This is a genomic window from Roseateles noduli (assembly GCF_050626985.1).
GTDB classification, from domain to species: Bacteria; Pseudomonadota; Gammaproteobacteria; order Burkholderiales; family Burkholderiaceae_C; genus Roseateles; species Roseateles noduli_A.
In genome coordinates, this window is the sequence record NZ_CP192463.1 from 3,292,937 (window position 1) to 3,319,386 (window position 26,450).

19 protein-coding genes are annotated in these 26,450 nt (G+C 68.3%); 9 read left to right on the forward strand and 10 right to left on the reverse strand.

Annotated elements, in window-relative coordinates:
• Window positions 1-7: 7 nt before the first annotated feature.
• From ACQ4L4_RS14355 to ACQ4L4_RS14370, 4 genes are all read right to left on the reverse strand, one after another.
• A complete protein-coding gene (locus ACQ4L4_RS14355) occupies window positions 8-1,402 on the reverse strand; it encodes a branched-chain amino acid ABC transporter permease (RefSeq protein ID WP_431104826.1) in 1,395 nt (464 codons plus the stop codon).
• A gap of 15 nt (window positions 1,403-1,417) precedes the next feature.
• Window positions 1,418-2,362 carry a branched-chain amino acid ABC transporter permease gene (locus ACQ4L4_RS14360; protein ID WP_377161795.1) on the reverse strand — a complete coding sequence of 315 codons (945 nt, stop codon included), beginning with the start codon at window positions 2,360-2,362 and terminating at the stop codon, window positions 1,418-1,420.
• A 195-nt stretch (window positions 2,363-2,557) separates the two neighbouring features.
• Complete coding sequence (locus tag ACQ4L4_RS14365; RefSeq protein ID WP_431104942.1) at window positions 2,558-3,760, reverse strand: branched-chain amino acid ABC transporter substrate-binding protein; 1,203 nt, start codon at window positions 3,758-3,760, stop codon at window positions 2,558-2,560.
• Between the two features lie 158 nt (window positions 3,761-3,918).
• On the reverse strand, window positions 3,919-5,589 hold the full coding sequence (locus ACQ4L4_RS14370) for a 3-(methylthio)propionyl-CoA ligase (RefSeq protein WP_431104827.1): 1,671 nt from the start codon (window positions 5,587-5,589) through the stop codon (window positions 3,919-3,921).
• Between the two features lie 277 nt (window positions 5,590-5,866).
• Here ACQ4L4_RS14370 and ACQ4L4_RS14375 point away from each other — a divergent pair, with 277 nt between their 5' ends.
• Entirely contained in the window at window positions 5,867-7,408 is a 1,542-nt protein-coding gene (locus ACQ4L4_RS14375; protein WP_431104829.1) for a methyl-accepting chemotaxis protein, read from the forward strand.
• A gap of 3 nt (window positions 7,409-7,411) precedes the next feature.
• Here the strand turns inward: ACQ4L4_RS14375 and minE are convergent, their stop codons facing one another.
• The 3 genes from minE to minC are packed head-to-tail and all read right to left on the reverse strand — an operon-like array spanning window position 7,412 to window position 9,491.
• Window positions 7,412-7,675, reverse strand: coding sequence for a cell division topological specificity factor MinE (minE, locus tag ACQ4L4_RS14380; protein ID WP_067275972.1), 264 nt, complete (start codon window positions 7,673-7,675; stop codon window positions 7,412-7,414).
• A gap of 17 nt (window positions 7,676-7,692) precedes the next feature.
• The gene (minD, locus tag ACQ4L4_RS14385; protein WP_297526444.1) at window positions 7,693-8,505 is read right to left on the reverse strand and encodes a septum site-determining protein MinD; all 813 of its coding nucleotides are present in this window, start codon (window positions 8,503-8,505) and stop codon (window positions 7,693-7,695) included.
• A gap of 50 nt (window positions 8,506-8,555) precedes the next feature.
• Complete coding sequence (gene minC / locus ACQ4L4_RS14390) at window positions 8,556-9,491, reverse strand: septum site-determining protein MinC (protein ID WP_431104830.1); 936 nt, start codon at window positions 9,489-9,491, stop codon at window positions 8,556-8,558.
• 970 nt (window positions 9,492-10,461) lie between these two features.
• Between minC and ACQ4L4_RS14395 the strand changes: the two genes are divergently transcribed.
• The 4 genes from ACQ4L4_RS14395 to ACQ4L4_RS14410 all read left to right on the forward strand — a co-directional run bounded on the left by ACQ4L4_RS14395 (window position 10,462) and on the right by ACQ4L4_RS14410 (window position 14,844).
• The gene (locus tag ACQ4L4_RS14395; protein ID WP_431104831.1) at window positions 10,462-11,454 is read left to right on the forward strand and encodes a bile acid:sodium symporter family protein; all 993 of its coding nucleotides are present in this window, start codon (window positions 10,462-10,464) and stop codon (window positions 11,452-11,454) included.
• Window positions 11,455-11,547: 93 nt separating this feature from the next.
• Window positions 11,548-13,593, forward strand: coding sequence for a methionine--tRNA ligase (gene metG / locus ACQ4L4_RS14400; protein ID WP_431104832.1), 2,046 nt, complete (start codon window positions 11,548-11,550; stop codon window positions 13,591-13,593).
• A 126-nt stretch (window positions 13,594-13,719) separates the two neighbouring features.
• The gene (locus tag ACQ4L4_RS14405; RefSeq protein ID WP_377161449.1) at window positions 13,720-13,923 is read left to right on the forward strand and encodes a DUF3460 family protein; all 204 of its coding nucleotides are present in this window, start codon (window positions 13,720-13,722) and stop codon (window positions 13,921-13,923) included.
• Window positions 13,924-13,968: 45 nt separating this feature from the next.
• Entirely contained in the window at window positions 13,969-14,844 is an 876-nt protein-coding gene (locus ACQ4L4_RS14410; protein ID WP_431104833.1) for a segregation and condensation protein A, read from the forward strand.
• Between the two features lie 103 nt (window positions 14,845-14,947).
• Here ACQ4L4_RS14410 and ACQ4L4_RS14415 read toward each other — a convergent pair whose 3' ends face one another.
• From ACQ4L4_RS14415 to ACQ4L4_RS14425, 3 genes are all read right to left on the reverse strand, one after another.
• On the reverse strand, window positions 14,948-15,688 hold the full coding sequence (locus ACQ4L4_RS14415; RefSeq protein ID WP_377161445.1) for a response regulator: 741 nt from the start codon (window positions 15,686-15,688) through the stop codon (window positions 14,948-14,950).
• 329 nt (window positions 15,689-16,017) lie between these two features.
• Complete coding sequence (locus ACQ4L4_RS14420; protein WP_431104834.1) at window positions 16,018-16,470, reverse strand: MaoC family dehydratase; 453 nt, start codon at window positions 16,468-16,470, stop codon at window positions 16,018-16,020.
• A gap of 63 nt (window positions 16,471-16,533) precedes the next feature.
• Window positions 16,534-17,199: a ParA family protein gene (locus ACQ4L4_RS14425; RefSeq protein ID WP_431104835.1), complete on the reverse strand. Its 666-nt coding sequence runs from the start codon at window positions 17,197-17,199 to the stop codon at window positions 16,534-16,536.
• A gap of 446 nt (window positions 17,200-17,645) precedes the next feature.
• On the opposite strand from ACQ4L4_RS14425, the gene ACQ4L4_RS14430 reads away from it, so the two are divergent.
• The 4 genes from ACQ4L4_RS14430 to ACQ4L4_RS14445 are packed head-to-tail and all read left to right on the forward strand — an operon-like array spanning window position 17,646 to window position 26,389.
• A complete protein-coding gene (locus ACQ4L4_RS14430) occupies window positions 17,646-18,917 on the forward strand; it encodes a hypothetical protein (protein ID WP_431104836.1) in 1,272 nt (423 codons plus the stop codon).
• Between the two features lie 25 nt (window positions 18,918-18,942).
• A complete protein-coding gene (locus ACQ4L4_RS14435; protein ID WP_431104837.1) occupies window positions 18,943-24,801 on the forward strand; it encodes an Ig-like domain-containing protein in 5,859 nt (1,952 codons plus the stop codon).
• A 9-nt stretch (window positions 24,802-24,810) separates the two neighbouring features.
• On the forward strand, window positions 24,811-25,542 hold the full coding sequence (locus ACQ4L4_RS14440) for a hypothetical protein (RefSeq protein ID WP_431099658.1): 732 nt from the start codon (window positions 24,811-24,813) through the stop codon (window positions 25,540-25,542).
• The gene (locus ACQ4L4_RS14445; protein ID WP_431099660.1) at window positions 25,532-26,389 is read left to right on the forward strand and encodes a hypothetical protein; all 858 of its coding nucleotides are present in this window, start codon (window positions 25,532-25,534) and stop codon (window positions 26,387-26,389) included. Before ACQ4L4_RS14440 ends, ACQ4L4_RS14445 begins: the two co-directional genes overlap by 11 nt.
• Window positions 26,390-26,450 lie beyond the last annotated feature (61 nt).

The window sequence follows — 26,450 nt, forward strand, 5'->3', positions numbered from 1 at the left end:
GTCTCGCTCACAGGCTCTCCCTCCGCTTGATCTCTTTCTCGATCTCTTCCTGCGCCCGGTCCCACTCGGCGCGGAACTCCCGGCGCACGAGTTCGAACAGGCCCAGGCCGGTCAGCAGCACGAAGCCCGCGCCGAACCAGGATTCGACGCTCTTGGCATTCAACGCCACGCCCAGGTAGCTCATCTGCGGGCCGAGCGCCTCGTTGAGCTGCAGGTGGTAGAGCATTTCCACCATCGCCGAGCCGCCCACCAGCATCGTCAGCGCCGCGCCGGCCAGGCCCAGGTAGGACGGCCACAGCGCGCGCAGCTTGCCGAAGGCCGCCAGCCGCAGGTTCATCATGATCAGCGAGGCGATGCCGCCCGGCGCATACATCACCATGAACAGGAACACGAGGCCGAGGTAGAGCAGCCAGGCCTTGGTCAGCTCCGACAGCAGCACGGTCGCCACGACCATCAGCACGGCGCCGATGATGGGCCCGAAGAAGAAGGTCGCGCCGCCGAGGAAGGTGAACAGCAGGTAGGCGCCCGACCGCGCGGCGCCGACGACCTCGGCGTTGACGATCTCGGTGTTCAGCGCCGACAGCCCGCCGGACACGCCGGCGAAGAAACCCGCGATCAGGAACGCCAGGAAGCGCACCCACTGCGTGTCGTAGCCGATGAACTCGACGCGCTCGGGGTTGTCGCGCACCGCGTTGAGCATGCGGCCCAACGGCGTGCGCGTGAACGCGAACAGCAGCGCCGTGCAGACGAAGGCGTAGATCGCGATCAGGTAGTACACCTGGATCTGGGGACCGAAGGTGATGCCCCACACGGCCTTGCCGACGACGCGGTTGGAGGAGACGCCGCCCTCGCCGCCGAAGAACTCCGGCAGCATCAGCGACATCGACCAGATCAGCTCGCCCACGCCCAGCGTGATCATCGCGAAGGGCGTGCCCGACTTCTTCGTCGACACGTAGCCGAACAGCGCCGCGAAGAACAGGCCCGCGAAGCCGCCGACGATCGGGACCAGCCCGACCGGCAAGGCCAGCTGACCGGCGCCGACGACGTTGAGCGTGTGGATCGCCAGGTAGGCGCCCAGCCCGGTATAGACGGCGTGGCCGAAGCTCAGCATGCCGCCCTGCCCGAGCAGCAGGTTGTAGGACAGGCACGCGATGACGGCGATGCCCATCTGCGACAGCATCGTCTGCGCCAGGCCGCTGGTCCACATCAGCGGCGCCACGAACAGCGCCAGCGCGTAGAAGCCCCAGATCAGCCAGCGGCCGACGTTGTGCGGTTTGAAGTGGTAGGTCTCGCCGCGTTTCGCGCGGGCATGGACGCGATGCGCGCCGCCGGACGGGGTCGCGGAGGACGGGCCCGGCGACGATGCCGTGGGCGGAGCGGCGGGCGCGGAGGAGGAAGGCATGACGACGGACATCGATCAGCCCTCCCGCGTGCCGAGCAGGCCCTTGGGCCGGAAGATCAGGATGAGCACCATCAGCAGGTAGGGAAGGATGGGCGCGACCTGCGCCAGCGAGAGCTTGAGCAGCGGGTAGCCGAAGGTGTCCGGGCCGAGCTTGAAGACCTGGGCCAGCGACGCGTCGATGGTCAGCGGCAGGGTCTGCAGCAGCCCGATGACGATGGAGGCGACGAAGGCCCCGGCCAGCGAGCCGATGCCGCCGACGACGACCACCACGAAGATGATGGAGCCGACGAGCACCGCCATCGACGGCTCGGTGACGAAGGTGACGCCGCCGATGACGCCGGCCAGCGCCGCGAGCGCGCAGCCGCTGCCGAACACCAGCATGAACACGCGCGGCACGTTGTGACCGAGCGACTCGACCATCTCCGGATGCGTCAGCGCGGCCTGGATGACGAGGCCGATGCGGGTGCGCGTCAGCAGCAGCCACAGCGACAGCAGCATGAACAGCGCGACCAGCATCATGAAGGCGCGCGTCAGCGGGAACTTGGAGCAGCTGGCCGCGGCGCAGACCGCGGCCGGCGCGTCGCCCCAGGCCAGCTGCAGCGCCTGGCCCGGCGCGTGGACCAGCGTGAAGGCCGCGCCCTGCAGCGACGGCGGCGGCGGGAACGGCACCGCCGTGCGGCCCCACACCAGCTGGACCAGCTCCAGCACGACATACGACAGGCCGAAGGTGATCAGCAGCTCCGGGACGTGGCCGAACTTGTGGACGCGCCGCAGCGCGCCCCGCTCGAACACGGCCCCGAGGCCGCCCACCACCAGCGGCGCGAGGAACAACGCGGGCCAGAACCCGATCCACCCGGCGATGGAGTACGCGACGTACGCGCCCAGCATGTAGAAGCTGGCATGCGCGAAGTTCAGCACGCCCATCATGCTGAAGATCAGCGTGAGGCCGGAGCTCAGCATGAACAGCAGCAGTCCGGAGGACAAGCCGTTCAGCAGGTTGATAAGTATCTGTTCCAAGACATCATCCTCATTCAACGAGCCGGGTTGGCGTTGATCCCGTCGCGAGCGGGCCGAGGTCGGGCCGAAGCGCGGAGCCGTACTCCTGTACGGCGAGCACTGCGGGCCAGAGATCGGCTCGCGCGGCAGGGAGACGCGTCAACCCGGGCGCTTCATCTGGCAGCTGGTCGGCGTGCTCGACACATACGCGTCGTAGGTCTTCACGACGGCGAAGTTGAAGCCCGTGTTCTCGACGTTGTACGGGCGCTTGGCGTCGACCTTCTCCCAGCGCGAGATGTAGATCGGCTGCTGCAGCTGGTGGTCGCCCTTGCGGATCTCGACGTCGCCGTTGAAGGACTTGAACTTCAGGCCTTCGAGGGCGGCGGCCACCTTCACCGGATCGGTGCTCTTGGCCTTGGCCATCGCCGCGCCCAGCGCCGAGTAGATGTGGATGACGCTGCCGGTGTAGAAGTCGTCGTTGAACTTGGCCTTGAACTCGTTGGCCCAGGCGTCCATCTGGCCGCCCATGTTGTTGTAGTTGTAGGCCGCCTGGTAGACGCGCCCCGCGCCCGCGGCGCCGATGGCCGTCGGCGTGCCGGTGACGCCGGCGTAGTAGGTGTAGAACTTGCCGTTGTAGCCGGCCTCGGAAGCGGCCTTCACCAGCAGCGCCAGGTCCGAGCCCCAGTTGCCGGTGATGACCGTGTCCGCGCCGCTGGCCTTGATCTTGGCGACGTAGGGCGCGAAGTCGCGCACCTGGGCCAGCGGGTGCAGGTCCTCGCCGACGATCTGGACATCCGGCCGCTTCTTGGCCAGCCCCTCCTTCGCGTACTTCGCGACCTGGTGGCCGTGCGCGTAGTTCTGGTTGAGCAGGTAGACCTTCTTGACGTCGGGCTGGTCCTTCAGGAAGGTCGTGATCGCTTCCATCTTCATCGACGTGTCGGCGTCGAAGCGGAAGTGCCAGTAGCTGCACTTGCTGTTGGTCAGGTCTGGATCCACGGCCGAGTGGTTGAGGTACACGACCTCCTTGCCGGGATTGCGCTCGTTGTGCTTGTTGACGGCGTCGATGATCGCCAGCGCCGCGCCCGAGCCGTTGCCCTGCGTCACGTAGCGCACGCCCTGGTCGATCGCGGACTTCAGCGCGTTGAGCGACTCGGCAGGGCTGAGCTTGTTGTCGATCGGGATGATCTCGAACTTCACGCCGGCCGGATTGGTGGCGTTGAACTTCTCGGCGAAGAACTGGAAGGACTTCACCTGGTTCTGCCCCACCGGCGCCATCAGGCCCGACAGCGGATCGATCCAGGCGATCTTCACCGTCTCGCCCTTCTGCGCGTAGGCGCCGGTGGCGGCGCACAGCGCGCTCATGGCAACCGCGACGAGCACCGTGCGGCGCGGCGTGACGAAGGTCGAAAGCTTGCGGGTCTGGTTCATGTCTGTCTCCGGAGATGTTGTTGATGTAGGACTGAACAGCAAGGAAATCGCAGGGATCCCGATGACGCGCGGGGTCGCGGGAAGGCGGGGGCTCAGCAGCCCGGCAGCTTGTGGCCCTTGAACTGCTCGCGCAGCTTGAGCTTGAGCATCTTGCCGGTGGCGGTGTGCGGGATCTCGTCGACGAAGACGACGTCGTCGGGCACCTGCCACTTGGCGATCTTGCCCTCGTAGAAGCCGATCACGTCCTCGCGCGTGAGCGCCGCGCCCGCCTCGGTGGGCTTGCGCACGACGACAAGCAGCGGCCGCTCGTCCCACTTCGGATGCGCGACGGCGATGACGGCGGCCTCGTGCACGGCGGGATGCGCCATCGCGATGTTCTCGACGTCGATCGAGCTGATCCATTCGCCGCCGGACTTGATCACGTCCTTGCTGCGGTCGGTGATCTGCATGAAGCCGTCCGGGTCGATCGCGGCGACGTCGCCGGTGGGGAACCACAGGCCGGCGTCGCGGCCGTCCTCGCCGGTGACGCGGATCAGCGGCGAGCCCTCATGACCGAAGTAGCTGTCGATCACCCAGGGACCGCGCACGACCAGGTTGCCCGAGCTCTTGCCGTCCCACGGCAGCGCCTGGCCGCCGTCGTCGACCACGGCCATGTCCACGCCGTAGATCGCCTTGCCCTGCTTCTCGAGCAGGTGACGCTGCTGTTCCTGGGGCAGTTCCAGTTGGCGGCTGCTGAGCCGCGACAGCGTGCCCAGCGGCGACATCTCGGTCATGCCCCAGGCGTGGATCACGTCGACGCCGTAGTCGTCCATCAGCGTGCGCAGCATCGCCGGCGGGCAGGCGGAGCCGCCGATCACCGTGCGCTTGAAGGTCGAGAACTTCAGGCCGTTGGCGCCGACGTAGTTCAGCAGCCCCAGCCACACGGTGGGCACGCCGGCGCTGAAGGTGACCTTCTCGGTCTCGAAGAGCTCGTAGAGCGACTTGCCGTCCAGGTGCGGCCCGGGCAGCACCAGCTTGCAGCCGACCAGCGCGGTGCTGTAGGGCAGCCCCCACGCGTTGACGTGGAACATCGGCACCACCGGCAGGATCACGTCGCGCCGCGAAGCGGCCATCGCATCCGGCAACGCCGCGCCGTAGGCATGCAGGACCGAGCTGCGGTGGCTGTAGACGGCGCCCTTGGGATGGCCGGTCGTGCCGCTCGTGTAGCAGATGCTGGAGGCGGTGTTCTCGTCGAACTCGGGCCAGACGTAGTGCCCGTGCTCGGCGTCGACGAGTTCCTCGTAGCAGCGCAGGTTCGGGATCGAGGACTCGGCCGGCATGTGGGCGCGGTCGCTCATCAGGATGAAGTGGCGCACCTGGCCGAGCTGCGGTGCGATCTTCTCGACCAGCGGAAGGAAGCTCAGGTCGAAGCACAGCGCGCGGTCGTCGGCGTCGCCGGAGATCCAGGCGATCTGCTCGGGGAACAGGCGCGGGTTGATCGTGTGGCACACGAGTCCGGAGCCGGACGTGCCGTAGTAGATCTCGAGGTGGCGGTGTCCGTTCCAGGCCAGCGTGCCGACGCGATCGCCGGGCTGGAGCCCGAGCCGCGCGAACGCCTGCGCGAGCTGCCGGGCACGGAACTCCACCGCGCCCCAGGTGGTGCGATGCAGGTCGCCCTCGACCCGCTTGCTGACGATCTCGGTATCCCCGGCATGGCGCGCCGCATGCTGGATCAACGATGAGATCAGCAAGGGCATCGACATCATCTGGCCCATCAGTGCCATGTCGTCTCCTGGATATTGTGGCCGGGCCTCTCGGCTGCCGGGCCGCGCGGGACGCGATCCGGGAGCGCTCGGGCGCCTTGATTTCGGCTGTTCGAGTCAGTCTATCGACCGCCCCGGGCGCCTCGCGTCACCCTAGTGACGCGGCGGCGATTCCGGCATAGGGGATTACACGGGACCGCGACGGGCGCAATCACTCTTGGCAGCGTCACGAAGCGATGCTCAGAATCGGTGCGTCCAGGTCCTCTCATCGAAAAACCAGAACCTCCAGGAGACAACGATGCGGCTCAACGACCTTCCCCTGACCAGCAAGCTCAACGGCGCGATCGTGCTCCTGATCGTGGCGATGCTCGTGGTGGGCATGTTCACGCTCTGGCGCAGCGATCGCATCACCAGCGAGTCCACCGCGGCGATCCACGACGCGCAGGACATCATCCGCAAGTCCGTCCAGTGGCACGGCATGACGCAGACGGCGGTGGCGCGCAGCATGGCCAGCGCGATCAGCTCGGACCCGGCGGTGGGCGAGCTCTTCAAGGCCAACATCGCCAACGACGCGCCGGAGGTGGCCAAGCTGCGCGAGCAGATCTCCGCCGAGGCCAAGCGGCCGGAGGACCAGGCCAAGCTCAAGGAGATCGTCGGACTGGGGCAGACGCTGCTGGCGGCCAGCAGGAAGGCACGCGAGGCCGGCGCCTCCGGCGACTGGAGCGCCACCAGCCGCATCGTGCAGAACGAGTACGTGCCGTCGGTGAAGGTCTACCTCGACGCGATCGGACAGTTCATCGCGATGCAGGAAGCACACGAGGAGGAGGCGCGGCAGGCCGCGGCCGACGCGCGCACGGCGCTGCGCTGGCAGGCGGGATTGGGCGCCGTCGTGATCGCGGCGGCGGGGCTGTTCACCGCGTGGCTGCTGAGCCGCGCGATCGTGACGCCGATGGCGCAGGCGGTGAAGGTCGCCGAGGCCGTGGCGGCCGGTGATCTGCGCTCGGAGATCCGCGTCGACAGCCGCGACGAGACGGGACAGCTGCTGAGCGCGCTGCAACGGATGAACGAGAGCCTCACCCGCATCGTCGGTCAGGTGCGGATGAGCAGCGACTCGATCGCGACAGGCACCGGCGAGATCGCCAGCGGCAACGCCGACCTGTCGCAGCGGACCGAGGAGCAGGCCTCCAACCTTGAGGAGACGGCGGCGTCGATGGAAGAGCTCACCGCGACGGTCAAGCAGAACGCCGAGACCGCGCGCACGGCGACGCAGCTGGCGCAGAGCGCGTCGACCGTCGCGGCCGAAGGCGGCCAGGCGGTGCAGCAGGTGGTGGCGGTGATGCGTCAGATCGACGAGAGCTCGCGTCGCATCACCGACATCATCGGCACCATCGACGGCATCGCCTTCCAGACCAACATCCTCGCCCTGAACGCGGCCGTCGAAGCGGCGCGCGCCGGCGAGCAGGGACGCGGCTTCGCGGTCGTGGCCAGCGAGGTGCGTGCGCTGGCGCAGCGCAGCGCAGCGGCCGCCAAGGAGATCAAGACATTGATCAGCGACAGCGGCACCAAGGTCGAGGCCGGCACCCGCATCGCGGGTTCGGCGGGCGAGACGATGAGCCAGATCGTCGACCAGGTGCAGCAGGTCTCGGTCCTGATCGCGGAGATCAGCAACGCGAGCGCCGAGCAGAGCCAGGGCATCGACCAGGTCGGCGACGCCATCACGCAGCTGGATCAGGTCACGCAGCAGAACGCCGCGCTCGTCGAGGAATCGGCCGCCGCGGCCGAGAGCCTGAAGCAGCAGGCCGCCCAGTTGAATCAGGCGGTCGCTGTCTTCAGGCTGTGAGGGTCAGAGCCTGCGGCCTTCCGGCAGCTCGATCTTGACTTCGAGGACTTCGAGGTCGTCCTGGCGTTCCATGTGGACCTTGATGTCGTCCGGGTTGATGGAGACGTACTTCGAGATGACCGCGAGCAGCTCGCGCTGCAGTTGCGGCAGATAGTCGGGGCTTGCGCCGCGACCGTTGCGTTCATGGGCGAGGATCAGCTGCAGGCGCTCCTTGGCGACGCTGGCAGTGCTTTTCTTCTCGCCCAGGAAGAAGGACATGAATCCCATGGTCTCTCCCTTGGGTGTCAGCGACTGAACAGACGCTTGAAGAAGCCCGGCTTCACGGCCTCGACGAAACGCATCGGCTTGTCCTCGCCCAGGAAGCGGGCGATGACATCGGCGTAAGCCTCGGCAACATCCGTTCCCTTCATGTGGATCGCCGGCAGACCCTGGTTGGAGGCCTGCAGCACCACTTCGCTTTCCGGGATCACGCCGATCAGCGGCGTGCGCAGGATCTCGTGGATGTCCTCGAGCGAGAGCATCTGCCCGCCTTCGACCCGGTTGGGGTTGTAGCGCGTGATCAGCAGGTGCTCCTTGACGGGCTCCTTGCCTTCGATCGCGCGTTTGGTCTTGCTGTTGAGCATGCCCAGGATGCGGTCGCTGTCGCGCACCGAGGAGACCTCGGGATTGGTCACGACCAGCGCCTCGTCGGCGTAGTGCATGGCCATCAGCGCGCCGGTCTCGATGCCGGCGGGCGAGTCGCAGACGATGAAGTCGAACTCCATCGCCTTGAGCTCCTCCAGCACGCGCTCGACGCCTTCCTGCTTGAGCGCGTCCTTGTCGCGCGTCTGCGAGGCGGCCAGGATGAAGAGCTTGTCCAGCTGCTTGTCCTTGATCAGCGCCTGGCTGAGCTTGATCTCGTCGTTGATGACGTTGATCAGGTCGTACACGACGCGGCGCTCGCAGCCCATGATCAGGTCGAGGTTGCGCAGGCCGACGTCGAAGTCGATCACCGCGGTCTTGTAGCCGCGCATCGCGAGGCCGGTGGCAAAGCTGGCACTGGTGGTGGTCTTGCCGACGCCGCCCTTGCCGGAAGTCACCACAACGATCTTGGTCATGGGTCGAGGTCCTTTTTTTCAGAGTGTCTGGTGGGGGATGGTCCGCGGGCTCAGGCGCCCAGCGGCTCCATCAGCAGCTTCTCGCCGTCCAGGCGGACCTGCGCGGCCTTGCCGCGGACGTTGTCCGGCAGCGGGTTCTCGCTGGTGCGGTAGATGCCGGCGATGGCGATCAGCTCGGCCTCGAGCTGCTGCGCGAAGATCCGCGCGTCGGTGTTGCCGCGCGCCCCCGCGATCGCCTTGCCGCGCAGCGGCGCGTAGACGTGGATGCTGCCGTCGGCGATCACCTCGGCGCCGTGGTTCACCGCCGCCAGCACGACCAGGTCGGCGCCCTTGGCGTAGACCTGCTGGCCGGAGCGCAGCGGCTTGTCGACGTAGACGGTCTTGGTTTCGGTCGGCACCGGCACTTCCACCGGACGCTCGACGACGACTTCCTTGATCACCTGCTGGACGACCTTTTCGACACGAGGCTCACGGGATTCGCGCTCGGCGCGCACCGGCAGGTCGGGCGCCTCGGCCAGGCCCAGTCGGGCCGCCTGCGCCAGTTCCGCGGCGTTCGCGCCGACCACGCCGACCGGCTGCAGGCGATGACGGCGCAGCAGCGGCAGCAGCGCGGCGATGTCCACGCGGGCGACGGGTTCGGCGCCCTCGCTGGCCGCGTTGGCCGCGTTGGCCGTGTCGGCCGGCGTCTCGGCCTCCAGGCTCAGCTGCCCCTGGCCGTCGATCGCCGGCTCCGCGCGCTGCGCCGTCGCCTCGGCGGCGTCCGTCACCGCCGGCAGCTGGCTCAGGTCGAGCAGCAGCGGGTCGTGGTGGAACGCGTCGGGCGTCTCGCCCAGCTTGGCCTGGAGTTCCGCGTCGAGTGCGGCCGCATCGGCCGTCTTCAGGACGAGGGCGAGCAGGCTCAGCGAGGCGCTCTTCAGTTCAAAAAGTTCCGGGGACTTGCCGGCGGCCGACCGCCCCGATGAATTGCCCGCCACTGCCTGCGTCATGAAAGAAATGAGGAATGCGTTTGCAAAGTCGCGGATTTTAGCGGTGCGCCGAGGCCCGCCCTTTAGGGGCCTGCCCGCCCGCGCGGTGCTGAAACCCATCAGCGCCCCGTCGCCGGCTTGTCATGTCCCGTCCGCGCGTTGTCACGAACCGGCCACGGACTGCCTCATTTTCAGGCAAACCACCGGAATACCGGTCGTGACAAGCACTTGCAAGCGTCATCGTCAGGTGACACACATGCTTGTCCACAGGGGCGGGGGACAGATCGCCCGTTCGGAGGAAGGACCGCCTGTCCTGCCGGTCGCCTCTTTCGGCGTCATCGGAGGGATGTCAACCCAAAAATCGAGGATGCGGGGCTTGACTTATCCCCATTGAGCCGCTCCACCGGTCCGGTGGAGCCCGCTGCTGCGTCGCAGCTGCTCGTTTTCCCGCGACGCCGCCAAGTCATTGATTCATATAGCGCGATTTCGCTTGCCCGGAAATGAGGCACGGAACCTCGGGAGTCCGTCGATCAAGGGTTTAGAGCAGTCCCCGGCGGGTTTCCCACACAGTTATCCACAGTCTCGGTGGATAGCTTTCTGCGGTCTTTGAAATCAAGCATTTAGCGCACTTGCTTGAACCGCAGGACGAGGTCGGACACCCCTTCGACGGGGTGCCGAGGGGTGTCCGGGCACTGCGACAGGCCCCCGGACCGTTACAAATCCGGTCAGATCTGCCGGTCAGAGGCTCGCCCGGCTGGGCGAATGCCGTCACGAATGCACCAGGCCGCGTCACGAATCCGACATCCAGGGCGACCAGCGTTTCAGCAAGCGGTCAAATCGGCGGGCGGCAAGGCCAATGACAGGTGGGCAAGTCACGGTCCCGATAGAGTCCCAGCCTTTGTGCCTGCTTGGGCCACCCCTGGCTTGCGGCAGGTTTCCTGTTCCCCCGATGGTGGTGACGTGCCGGCCGCGCGCTGGCGAAAGGTTCGCGATGGGCATCCGGTCCTGGCTCCGCAAGGAATGGTTTCTGCTGGCGCTCGTCGGCGCGGTGGCGCTGGCCAGCTTCTGGCCGGAGCTGGGCCGCAGCGGCGGATGGCTGCGGCTGGAGGTGGTCAGCAACTGGGGCGTGGCGCTGGTGTTCTTCCTGACCGGGCTGGGCCTGTCCGCCGCGGCGCTGCGCGACGGCGCCCTCAAGTGGAAGGTCCACGTGCTGGTGCAGCTCAGCACCTATGCCCTCTTCCCGCTGCTGTGGTGGGGATTCAGCGCCCTCTTCGGCCGCTGGCTGCCGCAAGACCTGGCCCTGGGCTTCGCCTACCTCTGCGCGCTGCCGTCGACGATCTCGTCGTCCGTCGCGATGACGGTGCTGGCCAGGGGCAACGTGCCGGCCGCGATATTCAACGCCAGCGTCTCCAGCCTGCTCGGCATCGTGCTGACGCCGCTGCTGGTGGCGCTGATGGCCGGCACCAGCGGCGCGACGCTGCCCTTCGGCGAGGCGGTCTGGAAACTGACCCAGCTGCTGCTGCTGCCGCTGGTCGCCGGCCAGTTGCTGCGCCCGCTGCTGCTGGGCTTCTACACGCGCCACAAGTCGCGGATCACGCTGATCGACCGCTGGGTGATCATCCTGCTGGTGCTGTCGGCGTTCAGCGACTCGGTGGCCTCGGGCCTGTGGCGCGACCACGGCGCGGAACTGCTGGTCAAGGCCGCCCTCGGCGCGGCGCTGTTCCTGGCCGTCGTCATCGTGCTGAGCCGCCTCGCGGCCCGCGCGATGGGCCTGTCGGTCGAGGACGAGATCGCCGCGGTGTTCTGCGGCTCGAAGAAGACGCTGGCCTCGGGCGTGCCGATGGCCAAGCTGCTGTTCGGCGCGCATCCGGCGGTCGGCGTGATCGTCCTGCCGATCATGTTCTATCACCAGCTGCAGCTGATCCTGTGCTCGTGGCTCGCCCAGCGCTACGCGGCGCGCCCCTCTCCGCCATCCGGCGCCTAAAATGCTCGGTTCCCCCTCGCGCGACCGCACGGCCCATCCAGGGTCCGGGCGTGGGGAGGAGAACCGCAGCCCCCAGAGCAGCCCCATCGCGCCATGACACGCAAGATCTTCGTCACCACCGCCCTCCCGTACGCCAATGCGAATTTCCACATTGGCCACATCATGGAGTACACCCAGGCCGACATCTGGGTGCGCTTCCAGCGGATGCAGGGCAGCGAGGTGCACTTCGTCTGCGCCGACGACGCGCATGGCGCGCCGATCATGATCGCGGCCGAGAAGGCCGGCAAAAGCCCGCAGCAGTTCGTCGCCGACATCGCGTCGGGGCGCAAGCAATACCTGGACGGCTTCCACATCAGCTTCGACAACTGGCACTCCACCGACGGCGCGGAGAACCACGAGCTGTCCAAGGAGATCTACAAGTCGCTGCGCGCCAACGAGCTGATCGCCGTCAAGACGATCGAGCAGTTCTTCGACCCGCAGAAGTCGATGTTCCTGCCCGACCGCTTCATCAAGGGCGAGTGCCCGAAGTGCGGCGCGAAGGACCAGTACGGTGACTCGTGCGAGGTCTGCGGCGCGGTCTACACGCCGACGGAGCTGAAGAACCCGTTCTCGGTGCTGACCGGCGCGACGCCGGTGATGAAGAGCTCGGAGCACTACTTCTTCAAGCTGTCCGATCCGCGCTGCGTCGACTTCCTCGAGCAGTGGACGCAGGCGCCCGGCCGGCTGCAGCCGGAGGTGCTCAACAAGATCAAGGAATGGTTCGCCAAGGACGAGGACGGCAAGGGCGGCCTGGGTGACTGGGACATCAGCCGCGACGCGCCCTACTTCGGCATCGAGATCCCGGATGCGCCGGGCAAGTACTTCTACGTCTGGCTGGACGCGCCGATCGGCTACCTGGCCTCGCTGAAGAACTACTTCGGCAAGATCGGCCGCGACTTCGACGCCTTCATCCAGGACGGGTCCACCGAGCAGATCCACTTCATCGGCAAGGACATCACCTATTTCCACACGCTGTTCTGGCCGGCGATGCTGCACTTCAGCGGCCGCAAGACGCCGAACCACGTGTTCGTGCACGGCTTCCTGACCGTCAACGGCGGCGAGAAGATGTCCAAGAGCCGGGGCACCGGCCTGGATCCGCTGAAGTACCTGTCGCTGGGCATGAACCCGGAGTGGCTGCGCTACTACCTGGCCGCCAAGCTCAACAGCCGGGTCGAGGACGTCGACTTCAACCCCGAGGACTTCGTCGCCCGCGTCAACTCGGACCTGGTCGGCAAGTACATCAACATCGCCAGCCGCGCGGCGGGTTTCCTGTCCAAGCGTTTCGGCGGCCATCTGTCGGCGGATGTCGGCGTCGAGGGCCGCGCGCTGCTGGACGGCCTGCGCGCGCACAAGGCGACGATCGTCGAGCTGTACGAGACCCGCGAGTTCGGCAAGGCGCTGCGCGAGATCATGCTGCTGGCCGACCGCGTCAACGAGTACGTGGACCAGAACAAGCCCTGGGACCTCGCCAAGCTCGAAGGCAAGGACCAGGTCCTGCAGGACGTCTGCACCGTCTGCATCGAGGCCTTCCGCCTGCTGTCGATCTACCTGAAGCCGGTGCTGCCGGCGCTGGTGGCCAAGGTCGAGGCCTTCCTGCAGGTCGCGCCGATGGCCTTCGTCGACGCCGATCGCGCGCTGGGCGCGCACCAGATCGGCGGCTATGAGCATCTGATGCAGCGCGTCGACCCGAAGCTGCTGGAAGCGCTGTTCGAGCCGCCCGCGCCGCCCAAGGTCGTGCCCGGCGGCGAGGACCTCGCGCCGGAGATCAAGATCGACGACTTCGCCAAGGTCGACTTGCGCATCGCCAGGATCGTGAAGGCCGAGCTGGTCGACGGTTCGGACAAGCTGCTGCGCCTGACGCTGGACGTCGGCGAGGGCCGCCTGCGCAACGTGTTCAGCGGCATCCGCAGCGCGTATCAGCCGGAGCAGCTCGAGGGCAAGCTGACCGTGATGGTCGCCAACCTGGCGCCGCGCAAGATGAAGTTCGGCGTGTCCGAAGGCATGGTGCTGGCCGCCAGCCACGCGGATGAAAAAGCCAATCCCGGCATCTTCGTGCTGGAACCCTTCCCGGGCGCGCAGCCGGGCATGCGCGTGCGATAAGCCCACCCCCTGCCGGCTGACGCCGGCCCCCTCAAGGGGGCGAGCCCGAAGGCCCGGCGGAGCCGGCGCCTCGGACTCTGCCTGGTCAATACCTTAAGATTCACTGTTCACACACGAGAATTCGCCATGCCGCTGTTCTGGAAGAAGTACGAATCCGAAGTCACCCAGTTCATCAACGGACTGAAGGCCCAGAAGCCGACGCTGGAAGCCGAACAGCGCGCCGGCCGCGCCCTGCTGTGGGACCGCGAGCAGGACCGCCAGGCGCAAGCCGGCTACAACGACGCGCGCGTGTCGCAGCAGCCCTACGTCTACCAGACCAAGTCCGAATAAGCGGGACCGCGGCCTCCCGCCCGTCCGCCTGCCGTCGTTCCCCGCGTGAGCAACGCAGACGACCACCGTGACACCGCCCTGACGCTGCCGGATCCTCCGGCGGATCAGGGCGGCGACGCTTCCACGCCTGAAACGGTCGACCATGTCGCCGTCGCGCGGCTGTACGGCGAACCGCTGTTCGCCATGCCGCAGGACCTCTACATCCCGCCGGATGCGCTGGAGGTCTTCCTGGAGGCGTTCCAGGGGCCGCTGGACCTGCTGCTGTACCTGATCCGCAAGCAGAACTTCAACATCCTCGACATTCCGCTGGCCGAGGTCACGCGGCAGTACCTGAGCTACGTCGAGCAACTGCGCAAGCACAACCTCGAGCTGGCCAGCGAGTACCTGCTGATGGCCGCGATGCTGATCGAGATCAAGTCGCGGATGCTGCTGCCGCCCAAGAAGTCCGAGGACGGCGGCGAGGTCGAGGATCCGCGCGCGGAACTGGTCCGCCGGCTGCTCGAGTACGAGCAGATGAAGCAGGCGGCGCTGCGGCTGGATCAGATGCCGGTGCTGGGCCGCGACTTCCTGCGGGCGCAGATCCACATCGAGCAGTCGCTCGCGCCCCGGCTGCCGGACGTGCACGTCGACGACCTGCGCGCGGCCTGGGCGGACCTGATGCGTCGCGCCAAGCTCAACCAGCACCACAAGATCTCGCGCGAACAGCTGTCGGTGCGCGAGTACATGTCGCACCTGCTGCGCCGGCTGCAGGGCGAGCGCTTCGTGGAGTTCGAGGACCTGTTCGACCTGGACAAGGGCCCGCAGGTGCTCGTCGTGTCCTTCATCGCGATGCTTGAGTTGGCGCGCGAGCGCCTCGTGGAGATCACGCAGGCGGAAGCCTTCGCGCCGATCTACGTGCGGCTGGCCTACTCACCCAGCTGACTGCCGGCGACCGTCGCCAGCGATGGCCGTCAGCCATGGAAAACGCCGGGTCAAGCCCGGCGTTGTTCTTTCGGCGAGCGTCGCGGGGACGTCTGACCGGGTCTCAGCGGAAGGTGGTGAACGCGGCATTCGGCTGCCGCTGGACCATCTGCCCCACGGCCAGCACGGCCTGCGTGCGCGAGCTGACCCCCAGCGCCTTCAACACCGCGGCGACGTGGTCCTTGATGGTCTCGACCGACACGCCCAGTTCGCGCGCGATGATCTTGTTCGGCTTGCCTTGCAGCAGCAGCGCCAGCACATCGGTCTGGCGCGGCGTCAGCTGCAGGCTCTCCAGCCCGGCCGTGGTCTGGTAGCCGGCCTGGCTGGCCAGTGCCTGGACCTGATGCAGCTTGGCGTTCCCCGACGTGGCGTCGGCGATGGCGACGGGCTCCGGTTCCGGCGCCACGTCCGAGCCCAGCGACATCGGCGGCACGTAGATCCCGCCCGACATCACCAGCTTCAGCGCCTGCGCCAGCACGTCGTTGCTGGTGCGTTTGGGGATGAACCCCATCGCGCCCTGGTCGATCGCGCGGATCACGTCGCTGGCGCGGTCGGAGGCGGAGATCACCACCACCGGCAGCGACGGGTATTGCGCGCGGAACTCTTCCAGCACGTCGAATCCGCTGGCATCGCCCAGGTTCAGATCGAGCAGCACCAGGTCGAAGTCCTGGCGCGACTTCAGCGTGTCGCGCGCCTGAGCCGCACTGTCGGCGCCCAGCACCTGCACATCTTCTCCCAGACCTTGAATCACGGTCTGGAGCGCGGCCAGGATCAGCGGGTGGTCGTCGATCAGCAAAACCCTCACGGGTGTCTCTCCTTGGATGGTCGGACTTCGACGAGGGGAGACTCCCCACCGGCCGCACCGAGTAACTTTCGAATCAGGGCGCGATCATAGGCGGGCGCTTCCAGGCAGGCACTCCCCCTTACGGTGGCATCTGACACAGTAGAAAGTTCTATTGGCAAACCAATTTTCTTGTATTCGCACATCGATGTATCGACGTGTGAGGGCCGTCCGTCGAGTGTGACGGCGGAAAAATCCAGCGTCCGAAATGATGGAAATGCCACCGACGGGCGATAATCGCCCGACCATCCGGGCGTCTTCGGTGAGTCGGTGGCGACCCGTGGGGGAGCAGATCAGCGGTACTGGCGCGTCAGCGATTCCGCGATGCAGACCGGCTTCCCGCCGGCCTCGCGCTCGACGGTCACCTCGACCATCATCTGCACCCCACCGTCGACCGGCTCCAGGCGCTTGAGCACGAAGCGCCCCCGCAGCCGGCTGCCGACCGGCACCGGTGCCGGGAAACGCACGCGATCCAGCCCGTAGTTGATGCCCATGCGGACCTCCCTGACGCGGAAGGCGGTCTCGTAGAAACGCGGCAGCAGGCTGAGCGTCAGGAAGCCATGCGCGATGGTGGTACCGAAAGGCCCTTCCGCGGCGCGCGCCGGGTCGGTGTGGATCCACTGCTGGTCCTCGGTCGCGTCGGCGAAGGCCTGGATCCGCGGCTGGTCCGCCGCGATCCAGTCGGACACGCCGATCTCCTGCCCCACCAGGGACGCCAGGTCTTCCAGCTTCTCGAACATCCGCATCCCGGTCTCCTGTCGTTCTGAACACTTCAGCGCCGGCAGGTCCCGGGAATGGCAGGCAAGGGGTCAGGCCTTGCCTTCCTTCACCGGCCGCTCCAGCCAGGCGCAGAGTCGTTGCCACTGTTCCAGATCGCGGGCCACCCGGCCGGGGGCGATGTCCCAGAGCGTCAGGCCGCGAGCGGCCAGTTGCACGTAGTTCTGGGTGTCGCGCAGCTCGGCCAGCAGCGGCAGCCCGAGCTGCTCGATGAACTGGTGCAGCTGCTGCTGCGACAGCGTCCCCTCGCGCACCCGCATCGCCACCAGGCCGATGTCGGGCCCGCCGTTGGACTTGTCGCCGGGCTTGCCGCGATCCTGGGACGCATCTTGCAGTTCGCGCACGAAGTCGTATGTCGCCTGGATGTCAAAGAGGCTGGGCTGCAGCGGCACGACGACGCGGTCCGCCACCTTGAGCGCCTGCGCCAGCTTCTTGCCGTGCAGGCCGGCGGGGGTGTCGAGCACCGCGTGCGAGACACCTTTCGGAGCCCGCAGCTGCTCGGTCGAGGCGAGCTCCCAGCCCCGGACCGCCGGCACCTGGGCGGGACGCTGCGCCAGCCAGCGCGCGGAGGACTGCTGACGGTCGATGTCGCCCAGCATCACCGCACGGCCACGATGGGCCAGATACCCCGCGATATTGCTCGCGAGCGTGCTCTTACCCACCCCACCCTTGGGATTGGCCACCAGGATCACCGGCATCGCAGCACCCTTCGTTCGGATGAAGAAACGCGGGAATCTTAGGTGATCCGCGACCGCAAAAATCAGGCGGCCGCCAAATACGCCCCCGCGTCCGCCGCAGCCGCCGGGTTGTCATCCGACAAATCGTGAGCGGCCACTCCCCACCCAATATTGCTGGTTGACCAGCCCATAGCTGCGCACTCCCGAGTTTTGGCGCCAACTCGTGTCATTCAAATACGAATTTCGAGCTGAACAATTCGTCTTCGGAATGTCCATCGGGAATTTTCTTGTGCATTCGAGCCGCTTGGGCCTCCTCGTCACGAGGGGAGCCGCTTGAAACCGCCAGCGCAAAACACCGGCCCGGCACCGATAACCCCACGAGCCCCAGAAAACCGGATCACATACCCCGCGACCACAGGTATCCCTATTCCATATCCCTTCCAGAAATTCCTGAACAGGCAACAGCCATGAATACTCGATTCAAACTGATGACCGCCGGCGACTGGCTTCGCGCGGCATGGCCATTCACCCTCGTGGCCGGCGGCGGCGCACTGTGGTTCGGCGACGACATCCTCCGCTCGATCCGGAACACGCCCCACCCGGCCCTGGTCTACATCATCCTGGGGGCCTTGACGGCCGCCGTCGCGCTCGCCTGGCTGGTCCTGCACCAGTTGACCCGGGAAGCGCAGACGGCCCTCGCATGGCGGGGTGCGGCGCCGGAGCAGTTCGCGTCGCGCCTGGGCTTCACGGCCCTCCGGTCGCCGTACCGCGATGCGTATGCGCTCGTGGCGGAGCACGCGCTTCACCCCAAGGAAGTGAACCGGCAGGAACTGGAGCGCCGGCTCCAGGCCGCCGAACTCGCCTATGCGGAGCGGCTGTCCCTGCCGGGCTTCATCGCGGGAGCGCTGGTGGGCCTGGGACTGGTCGGCACCTTCATCGGCCTGCTGGGCGCGCTGCAGGACCTGGCGGCACTCTTCTCCGGCATGAGCGCCGCGTCCGGCGGCGACCCCGCCACCCTCTTCGGCGGCATGCTGCTCAAGCTCCAGGCCCCCATGAAGAGCATGGGCACCGCGTTCATCGCATCCCTGTACGGCCTGCTGGGCTCGCTCATCCTCGGCCTCACGCTGGTGGCGGTGAACAACGTCCGGCTGCGTGTCAACGCCACGGTTCATGACGCGATGTTCGATGCCTTCAACGGCATCGCCCTGGCCACGCCGACCCGCGTCCGCCGTTCGGATGATCGGGACCCTGGGGACCCTCGGGACGACCGGGACCTGGCGTCCGAACGCTTCGTGTCGGCCCTGCTGTCGCTGACCCGCAAGCTCGACGAGCAGGTCGCCGCCCTGGCCGGCCTGCGCCATCCGCAGCTGTGGCTGGACGCCTGGTCGCAGATGAATGAGCAGTTGGCCCGGCTGCGCGCGCAGGAAGTCAGCACGTCCCAGGCCCTGCTGCAATCGCTGCGCGATCAGACGCGGACCGTCGAGCGCGTCGCCGAGACGACCGCCGGGATGCACGCCGTGATGACGCAGTCCACCGCGCAGGACGCGCAGGCCGGCGTCGACCTGCGGCACGCCCTGCAGGAATGCCGGCTGGCCTTCGAGGACGTGGCCGGGCGGCTGCGCTCGGTGCTCGCCCTGCAGCTCGATCAGGCCGATCGGCTCGCGGCTGCCGTCGACACGACCGTCCTTCCCCCCGTGAACCCCGCACCGGATATCGCGCTGGCCTCGAACGCCAGCTGATCCGCACTCTCCATGGAGCCGCGCAATGGCTAACACTTCCCCCACTCCCGCTGCCACCCCCGGCAAGAAGACCGTCATCAAGGTCCAGGCCTCGCTCGCCGACATCCACAACATCCGGCTGATGGACACCGACCTGGTGATCGTCCTGAAGTCCGGCAAGACGGCCGTGGTCCCCGACGGCGCGATCCGCGCCATGATGGATCCCGAGTTCACCCTCCAGTTCGACGACACCGAGGTCGCCGGCAGCGCCTTGCTGCGCCAGGCCGGCCGGATGGAGATCGGCGATCTGGCGTCGGTGGCCGTCAGCACGCCGCCACCCGACGATGCCGCGGTCTGGCTCAACGGCGGGCCGTCGCCGGTCGCGGAGGCCACGGGGACGACCGACCCGCTCGGCGGCAAGCTCGGCGGCAAGCTCGGCGCCCTGTCCGCACCGGAACCGAAGGGCTTCTCCGAGCGCTGGGGCCCCTTGGCCAGCATCGTCGCCGCGGGCGGCGCGCTGCTCGCCGTCGCCATGGGATCGTCGAAAGGTCATGGCGGGAGCTCGAGCTCGACCGCGTCGATGGCCTCGGCCGCGTCAGCGCCGGCCGGCGCGACGGCCGATCCGTTCTCGGTCTTCGGGACGATCACGGCCGGGCCGGTGCTGCCGAGCAACGACCTGCGCGTCGAAGTCCGCGACACCAGCGGTCGCGTGCTCGGCGCGTCCACGGTGGATGCGAACGGGCGCTACCAGATCAACGGCCTGAACGGCGCCTACGCCGGTCCCTTGCTGGTGACGGTCTTCAGCACGGGCGGCAACGTCGATTACGTGGACGTGGCCACGCACGCCGGCAAGGACCTGGCCTCGCCGCTGAGGGCCGCGGCGGTGCGCGGGAACGAGACCCAGTTGCAGGTCAACGTCACCGCCGTCACCGAGCTCGCGGTGCGGGTGCTGGCGCCGACCGATGGCAAGCTCCCGGCCGACAGCGCCGCCGTGACGCACGCCAACACGGCCCTGCCCCGATTGCTCGGCCTGGGCGATTCCGACATCACGGCCAGCGCCGCCAGCCCCGTGATCCTTCAGGACGGCAGCGTCAGCAGCCATTCGAACGACTACGGACGCGTGCTGGCGCTGTTGTCCGGTGCCGCGTCGACCGATGGCGGCGACGAGGCCGCGATGTCGCGACTGCTGGGCCTGATCGACACCTCGGGAACGGACTACCAGTGGAAGGCCGGCGCACCGGACCAGCCCCCGCTGTCCGCGCAGTTGGCCCTGGCGTTCAACGCCCTGCCCGGGACGAGTCGCACGGACGACCTGCGCGTCGCGTTGAACAAGGCCCTCGGCGCGAGCGGCGACACGATCGCGCCGGTGATGCGCAGTGTCACGCTGACCGGCGTCGACAGCCATGGCGACGACAAGACCGGCAAGCTGGTGTCCGGCGACAAGGTCCGTGTCACGCTGTCGACGGATGAATCGATGCTCGTCGTCGGATCGCCGACCCTGGGCCTCGACCTCGGCGGCCACACGGTCCAGGCCGCCTACACGGCCACGACGGCCGACGGCCGGCTGGTGTTCGAGTACGCGGTGCAGCCGACCGACTATGCGGCTTCGGGCACGATCAGCGTCGTCGGCGTGACCGCGGATGATCTCGACAAGCTGGTGGATGCCGACGGCAATGCGCTCGCCATCGCCCTTCCCGTCGCGGATCAACCCCATCCCATCGCGGTGGGGACCGTCCTTCCCGTGGTCGGCGTGCGCGTGGACGCGGCCGACGACACAGGGGTCCGAGCGGACGACGGCATCACCCAGTCCTCGCTCCTCCATGTCTCTCTCTCCGGCAGCGTGGGCAATACCGTCCATCTGTTCGAGGACCTGAATGACAACGGCAGGCCGGACGACGGCGAGGCAATGGGTGAAGCGTTGATCCCGCCCGGCGCCAGGGAGGCGACGCTGGCGATCACCCTGCAGGAGGGACGTCACGCCCTGCTGGCGTATCAGCAGGATGCCGACGGCCTGACGGGTGCCAGTTCCGCGCCGTTCACCGTGGTCGTCGACAACAGCGCGCCGGTCGGCGCCAGGCTGCAGCTGGCCGGTCCGGACCAGGTCACGCGCGGCGGCATGCCGTTCTCGCTGGTGGCGCATCCGAGCTTCTCGATCACGGCGGAAAAGGGCAGCCAGGTGTCCGTCTTCGAGGATCGCAACGGCGACGGCGTGCAGAACGACGATGAGCCGACGCTGCTCACCCACCTCCAGACCGGGTCCATGGACACCGTCGAGAGCGCCGTCGCGCTGGGCGACGGCATGCATCCGCTGCGCATCCTCAGCACCGATGCCGCGGGCAATCGCAGCGTCTCGGACCTCCAGACCATCGGCGTGGCGACCACGCCGCCGCCGGCGCCCCGGGTCGGCCTGCTGCCTCAGGAAGACAGCGGCGCCAAGGATTCGGACGGCATCACGAGCAAGTCCCTGCTGCATCTGCAGGTCAGCGGCGAGCCAGGCAACACCGTGTTCTTGTTCGACGATCTCAACGGCAACGGCCAGTTGGATGACGGCGAACTGATCGGACAGGGACCGGCGTCCGCTCAGGCGGGAACGCCGGTGTCGCTGCCGGCGAGCCTGGCCGAGGGTCGCCACGCGCTGATGGCCTATCAGCAGGACGACAACGGCTTCACCAGCGACCTGTCGACGCCGCAGATCGTGGTGGTCGACAAGACCGCCCCCGCTCAGGCGACGCTGGCCTTGGGCGGCTCGGAGCAGTTGACCGTCAACGGCCTGCCGGTGTCGCTGAACGCGATGCCGACCTTCGAGCTCACCGCGGAGAAAGGCGCCCGCGTGCTCGTCTTCGAAGACCTGAACGGCGACGGCGTGCAGGGCGCGGACGAACAGACCCTGGCCGAGCACACGCAGCTCGGCGGCCAGGACGAGGTCGACAGCGACATCAGCCTGAGCGGAGGCCGCCACGACCTGCGCGTCATCACGACCGATGCCGCGGGCAATCGAAGCGTCTCCGACATCCAGACCATCGGCATCCTCAGCAAGCCGATCGCCACGTCGTCATGGACGCTGGCGCCGGCGGACGACACCGGCGACCGCGCCGACGACCTGATCACCAGCCGCTCGACACTGCATGCGCAGGTGAGCGGTGATGCGGGCAACACCGTCTACCTGTTCGACGACCTGAACGGCAATGGCAGGCAGGACGACGGCGAGCTGCTGGCGTCGGCGCCCGTGCGGGACGGGGAGGCCCAGGCCGCCCTGGTCTTCAGTCTCGCGGAGGGGAGCCATGTGCTGCGGGCCTATCAGCAGGACGTCAACGGCTTGTCCGGCAACGTCTCCGCGCCGCGGACGGTCGTCATCGACCGGACCGCGCCGGCCGTGGGCAAGCCGGAACTGGGCGGGCCCGACAGCACGACCCTGAATGGCGTGCCGGTATCGACGTCGGCGACACCGCTGTTCGAGATCACCGCCGACAAGGGCAGCCGCGTGAGCGTCTTCGAGGATCTGAACAGCAACGGCCAGATCGACGCGGGCGAGCGGACGCTGATCGCCGATCACCTGCAGATCGGCGCTCGCGACGAGATCGCCAGCGCCGTCGCGCTGGCCGACGGCAGCTACGAGCTGCGCGTCCTGGCGACCGACGTCGCGGGCAACCGCAGCGTGTCGGCGATCCAGACCCTCTCGGTCGCGGCGTCCGCTCCGATCGCCCCCACGCTGGGCCTCGCGGCGGCGGACGATACCGGCGACAGCAGCAGCGACCTCCTCACCAACAAGCGCACCGTGTCGATCGAGGTGGACGGCACGGCGGGCACGACGGTGAAGCTCTTCAACGACTTCAACCAGAACGGCAAGGAGGATGTCGGCGAGTCCGCAGGCTCGATCGTCCTGTCCGCACGGGATGCGCACGGCAGCGGGGCCGTGCAGCTCATCGACGGGGTCAACCACCTCCACGCCTACACCGTGGACTCGCTCGGGCGAAAGAGCGCCGCCGGGGCTGACCTCGCCATCACGCTGGATCAGCAGGCGCCCGCGGCGCCCACCGTGCAGCTCGCGGTCGGCAGCGACACGGGGACGGCTGGCGACCAGGTGACCACGCTGGAATCGGTCGCGCTGGAGATCACGGGGGCCGCCGGCGCCCGCTTCGACCTCTTCGACGACAGGAACGGCAACGGTGTGATGGACGCGGGCGAGCTGGTGGCCACCGGCGCGCTGACGGGTTCCACGACGGAGGTCCAGGTCTCGCTGCACGAAGGCGTGCACGCGCTGGGCATCACCGCCCACGATCCTGCCGGCAACGTGAGCGCGACCACGCCATACACGCTGACGGTCAATCACTCGCTGCCGACCTTCGTGGCGGCCCGGCCCCTCGAGCTCGACGGGCGTGCGCTGGCCAACACCGATGCGAACGACGGCCTGCTGCCCAACACGCCGCTGGGGGGCGAGCGCCTGACGGCCGAGCACCTGGGCCTGTCCGACCCCGCGCCCGCGGAGGTGCTGATCACCTTCGGGCAGACGACCAACGTCACCCTCAGCGTCGACGGCGTCACGCTGGCCAGCGGTGGCAGCGTCTCCTTGCAACAGGTGATGGACGGTCATGTCGGCATCGCCTACAGCCAGGACAACGCGTCGCTGCAATCCGGCGGTGTCTTCGCATCCGCGGACTTCGACGTGTCCAAGCCCGGCGCGACGACCGACACGGCGAGCGGCTCGCTCAACTTCGGCATCCACCACGACGGCGGCGGGATCGTCGCCTATGGCGACGGGTCCGGCTACGGCCACGCGGGATCCAACAACAACACCGATCCGACCTTCACCGCACAAGCCGGCTCCGCGCAGGCGGACCAACTGCTCGGCACCAGCCAGGGCGATCTGATCTTCGGCGATGGTTCGGGCGGGGGCGCGGGAGCGTCTCAATACGCGGGATTCCCGCAACGCGGAGGTCAGGCGGGCGGCGCGAACGACGTGATCTCGGGAGGAGACGGCAATGACGTCCTCTTCGGGGACGGTTTCTCCGGCAGCGATACCACCAGCACCGCGGGTGCCGGCGGGTATGGCGGCGGCGGTGGCGGCGGCAATGGCCGAAGCTACTACACCGCCGGTGTCGGTGGCCTCGGCGGCGTTGGCGCCGGCGACGGCGGGACCCAGGAGGGCTCGGTCGTCAACGGTCAACCCAATACGCTCGGCGTGGCGCTGGGCGGCGGCGCCGGTACCACCCGGGGCAGTTTCATCACCGGCGGCGGCGGCGCCAGCGTTGGAGGAGGCAGCACCCAGTACACCGCCGAGTTCGACGGCGCCCAGGACGCCGCGCTGCACCAGTACGACAACACCGGCTCGGCGGACAGCGCCATCGCCGGTGCGCGCGCCGCCTTCCTGGACGGCCCCGGCGGCAGCAATGGCGAGAACCGCCTGTTCACCCAACGCATGGGCGTCGGCAACGACACCATCGACGGCGGTGCCGGCGACGACGCCATCATGGCCGGCAACGGGGACGACGTGATCATCGGCGGTCGTGGCAACGACATCCTGTACGGCCGCGGCGGTTCAGCGGCCGCGGGCACGGACAGCGACCTCTTCGCCTGGCACCGCGGCGACGCGGGCACCACCGGCGCCATCGACGTGATCCGCGATTTCGGCGCCAGTGACGGCAACCAGGATCGGTTGTCCCTGCTGCCGATGCTGGAGGGCCGCGCAGGCCCCGCCGACGACCTCTCGGCGTGGATCAAGGTCTTCAACAACGCGGCGGCACCCGCCGGCGTGGCGGGCGCGGATGCGGGCACGTCCGGCGCACTGATCGTCATCGACGTGGACGGTGACGGGCCGGGCCACGTGCTGCAGCAGATCTACCTGAGCGGCGTCACGCTGGCCACGACCGACGTGCAGACCCTGATCAGCAACGGCACCGTCCTCTGAGCGTCCATCATGCGAGCGTCCTCCAGAAGCCCCAATGTGTGGCCGGGCTACGTCGCCGCCGTCGCCGGGCTGGCGATCACCCTGCTGCTGGTGATCGCCATCCTGGGCGGCAACCTGTTCCTCGTGAGCCAGGCGGCCATGCATGAACGGCGCCCGGCCGACCGCGACGACGATCCGGCCAGCCAGTCGCCGTTGGCGGCTGCGCCGCCCGAGCTCGTCGATGCCGGCGCGCCCGTGCCGGTGCCGGTGCCAGCGCCGGTGCCGGTGCGAGTGCCGGAGCCGCCGCGCCGGGACTGGCCCACCGTGTCAGCGGCGGCGCCATCGCCGCCACCCGGTCCGCGCAGCCATCGCGAGCCGGGTCCAACCAGCCATCACGCGCGGCACCCGTCCACGACCGTCGGGCGCATCGCCTTGACCTTCGACGAGGACGCCCATGCGCTGGACGACGAGGTCCGCGCATCGCTGCGGACCGCGTTGTCCTCGCTGCCTGCGGAGCGAGGTGTGCGGCTCACCGCCGTCGTGCCCATCGACGCGCCGGGCACCACCCGCCGCGCCGCCTACATCCGACTCATGGCGGTGCGCAACGCACTGCTGGACCTGGACATCGCGGCAGGCCGCATCCAGTTCGCGCTGGACGAGGCCGGCGCGCCGGCCGATCCATCCGCCGCCGAACCCGGCGCGCGAACCGTCGTGATCGAGGCGGTCCCGTCCGCGATCGAAGGAGAACGCCATGCACGCTGAGCGCTCGGACGCCATCGACTTCTGGCCCGGTTACGTCGACGCGTTGATCAACGTGGTGCTGAACCTGCTGTTCGTGGTGTCGATCTTCTGTGGCGGCCTGCTGGCCACCGGATTGCAGATCGCGAGCCCCACGCGGGTCCGCGAGCCGCCTCCCGTGGCCGTGACGTCCGCTCCCGTCGATCCGGCCCTCGTCGAGCCGGCCCTGGTCGAGTCTGCCCTTGTCGAACCGGCGCTCGTCGCGCCGGCTCCGCGGGCTCCGCAGACGTCCGCAATGCCAATCCGGCCAGCAACGCGCGAGATCGACATGCGCGAGGCCGCCGTACACGAAGGCGGATCGCCAGCACCACGCGGTACCACCGCGTCCGCGCTGGAGAACGATCCACCCGGCTTGCCGACGCTCGCGCTGCACGTCCGGTCGTCCTCCGCGTCTGCGGTCGAGGCAGCGCCGGTCCGCATCGCGCAGGCTGCGCTGCCCGCAGGCGGCTGGCGTCTGCAGCTCAGCTTTGCGACTGGCGCGCTGGGCTTGGATGAGGCGGCGAATGCGACGCTGGCACGCTGGATGACGGCCGAGCGGCGGGACCGGACGATCCAGATCGCCGCCGCCACCGACCTCGAACAGACCACTGCTCGCCAAGCCACCTATCGCCGCCTGATCGCCGTCCGCGATGCCCTGGTCGCCGCGGGCCACGCGCCGGCGAGCATCGAGGTCCGCCTCCTGCCTGGCGGCGCATGGCCCGAGCGCCGAGGCGGCACGGTCTGGATCCAGGAGGGGTCCGAGGCGCCCCTGGCGGCGTTCCCTGCAGCGCCCTCTGCAGCATCCTCTGCGACGGTGTCCGCAACGCCGTGACGAGCCCGGCCGGGTCTCCCTCCGGGGAGGCCCGGCGGCGGCGGAGGTGCCGGATACTCCG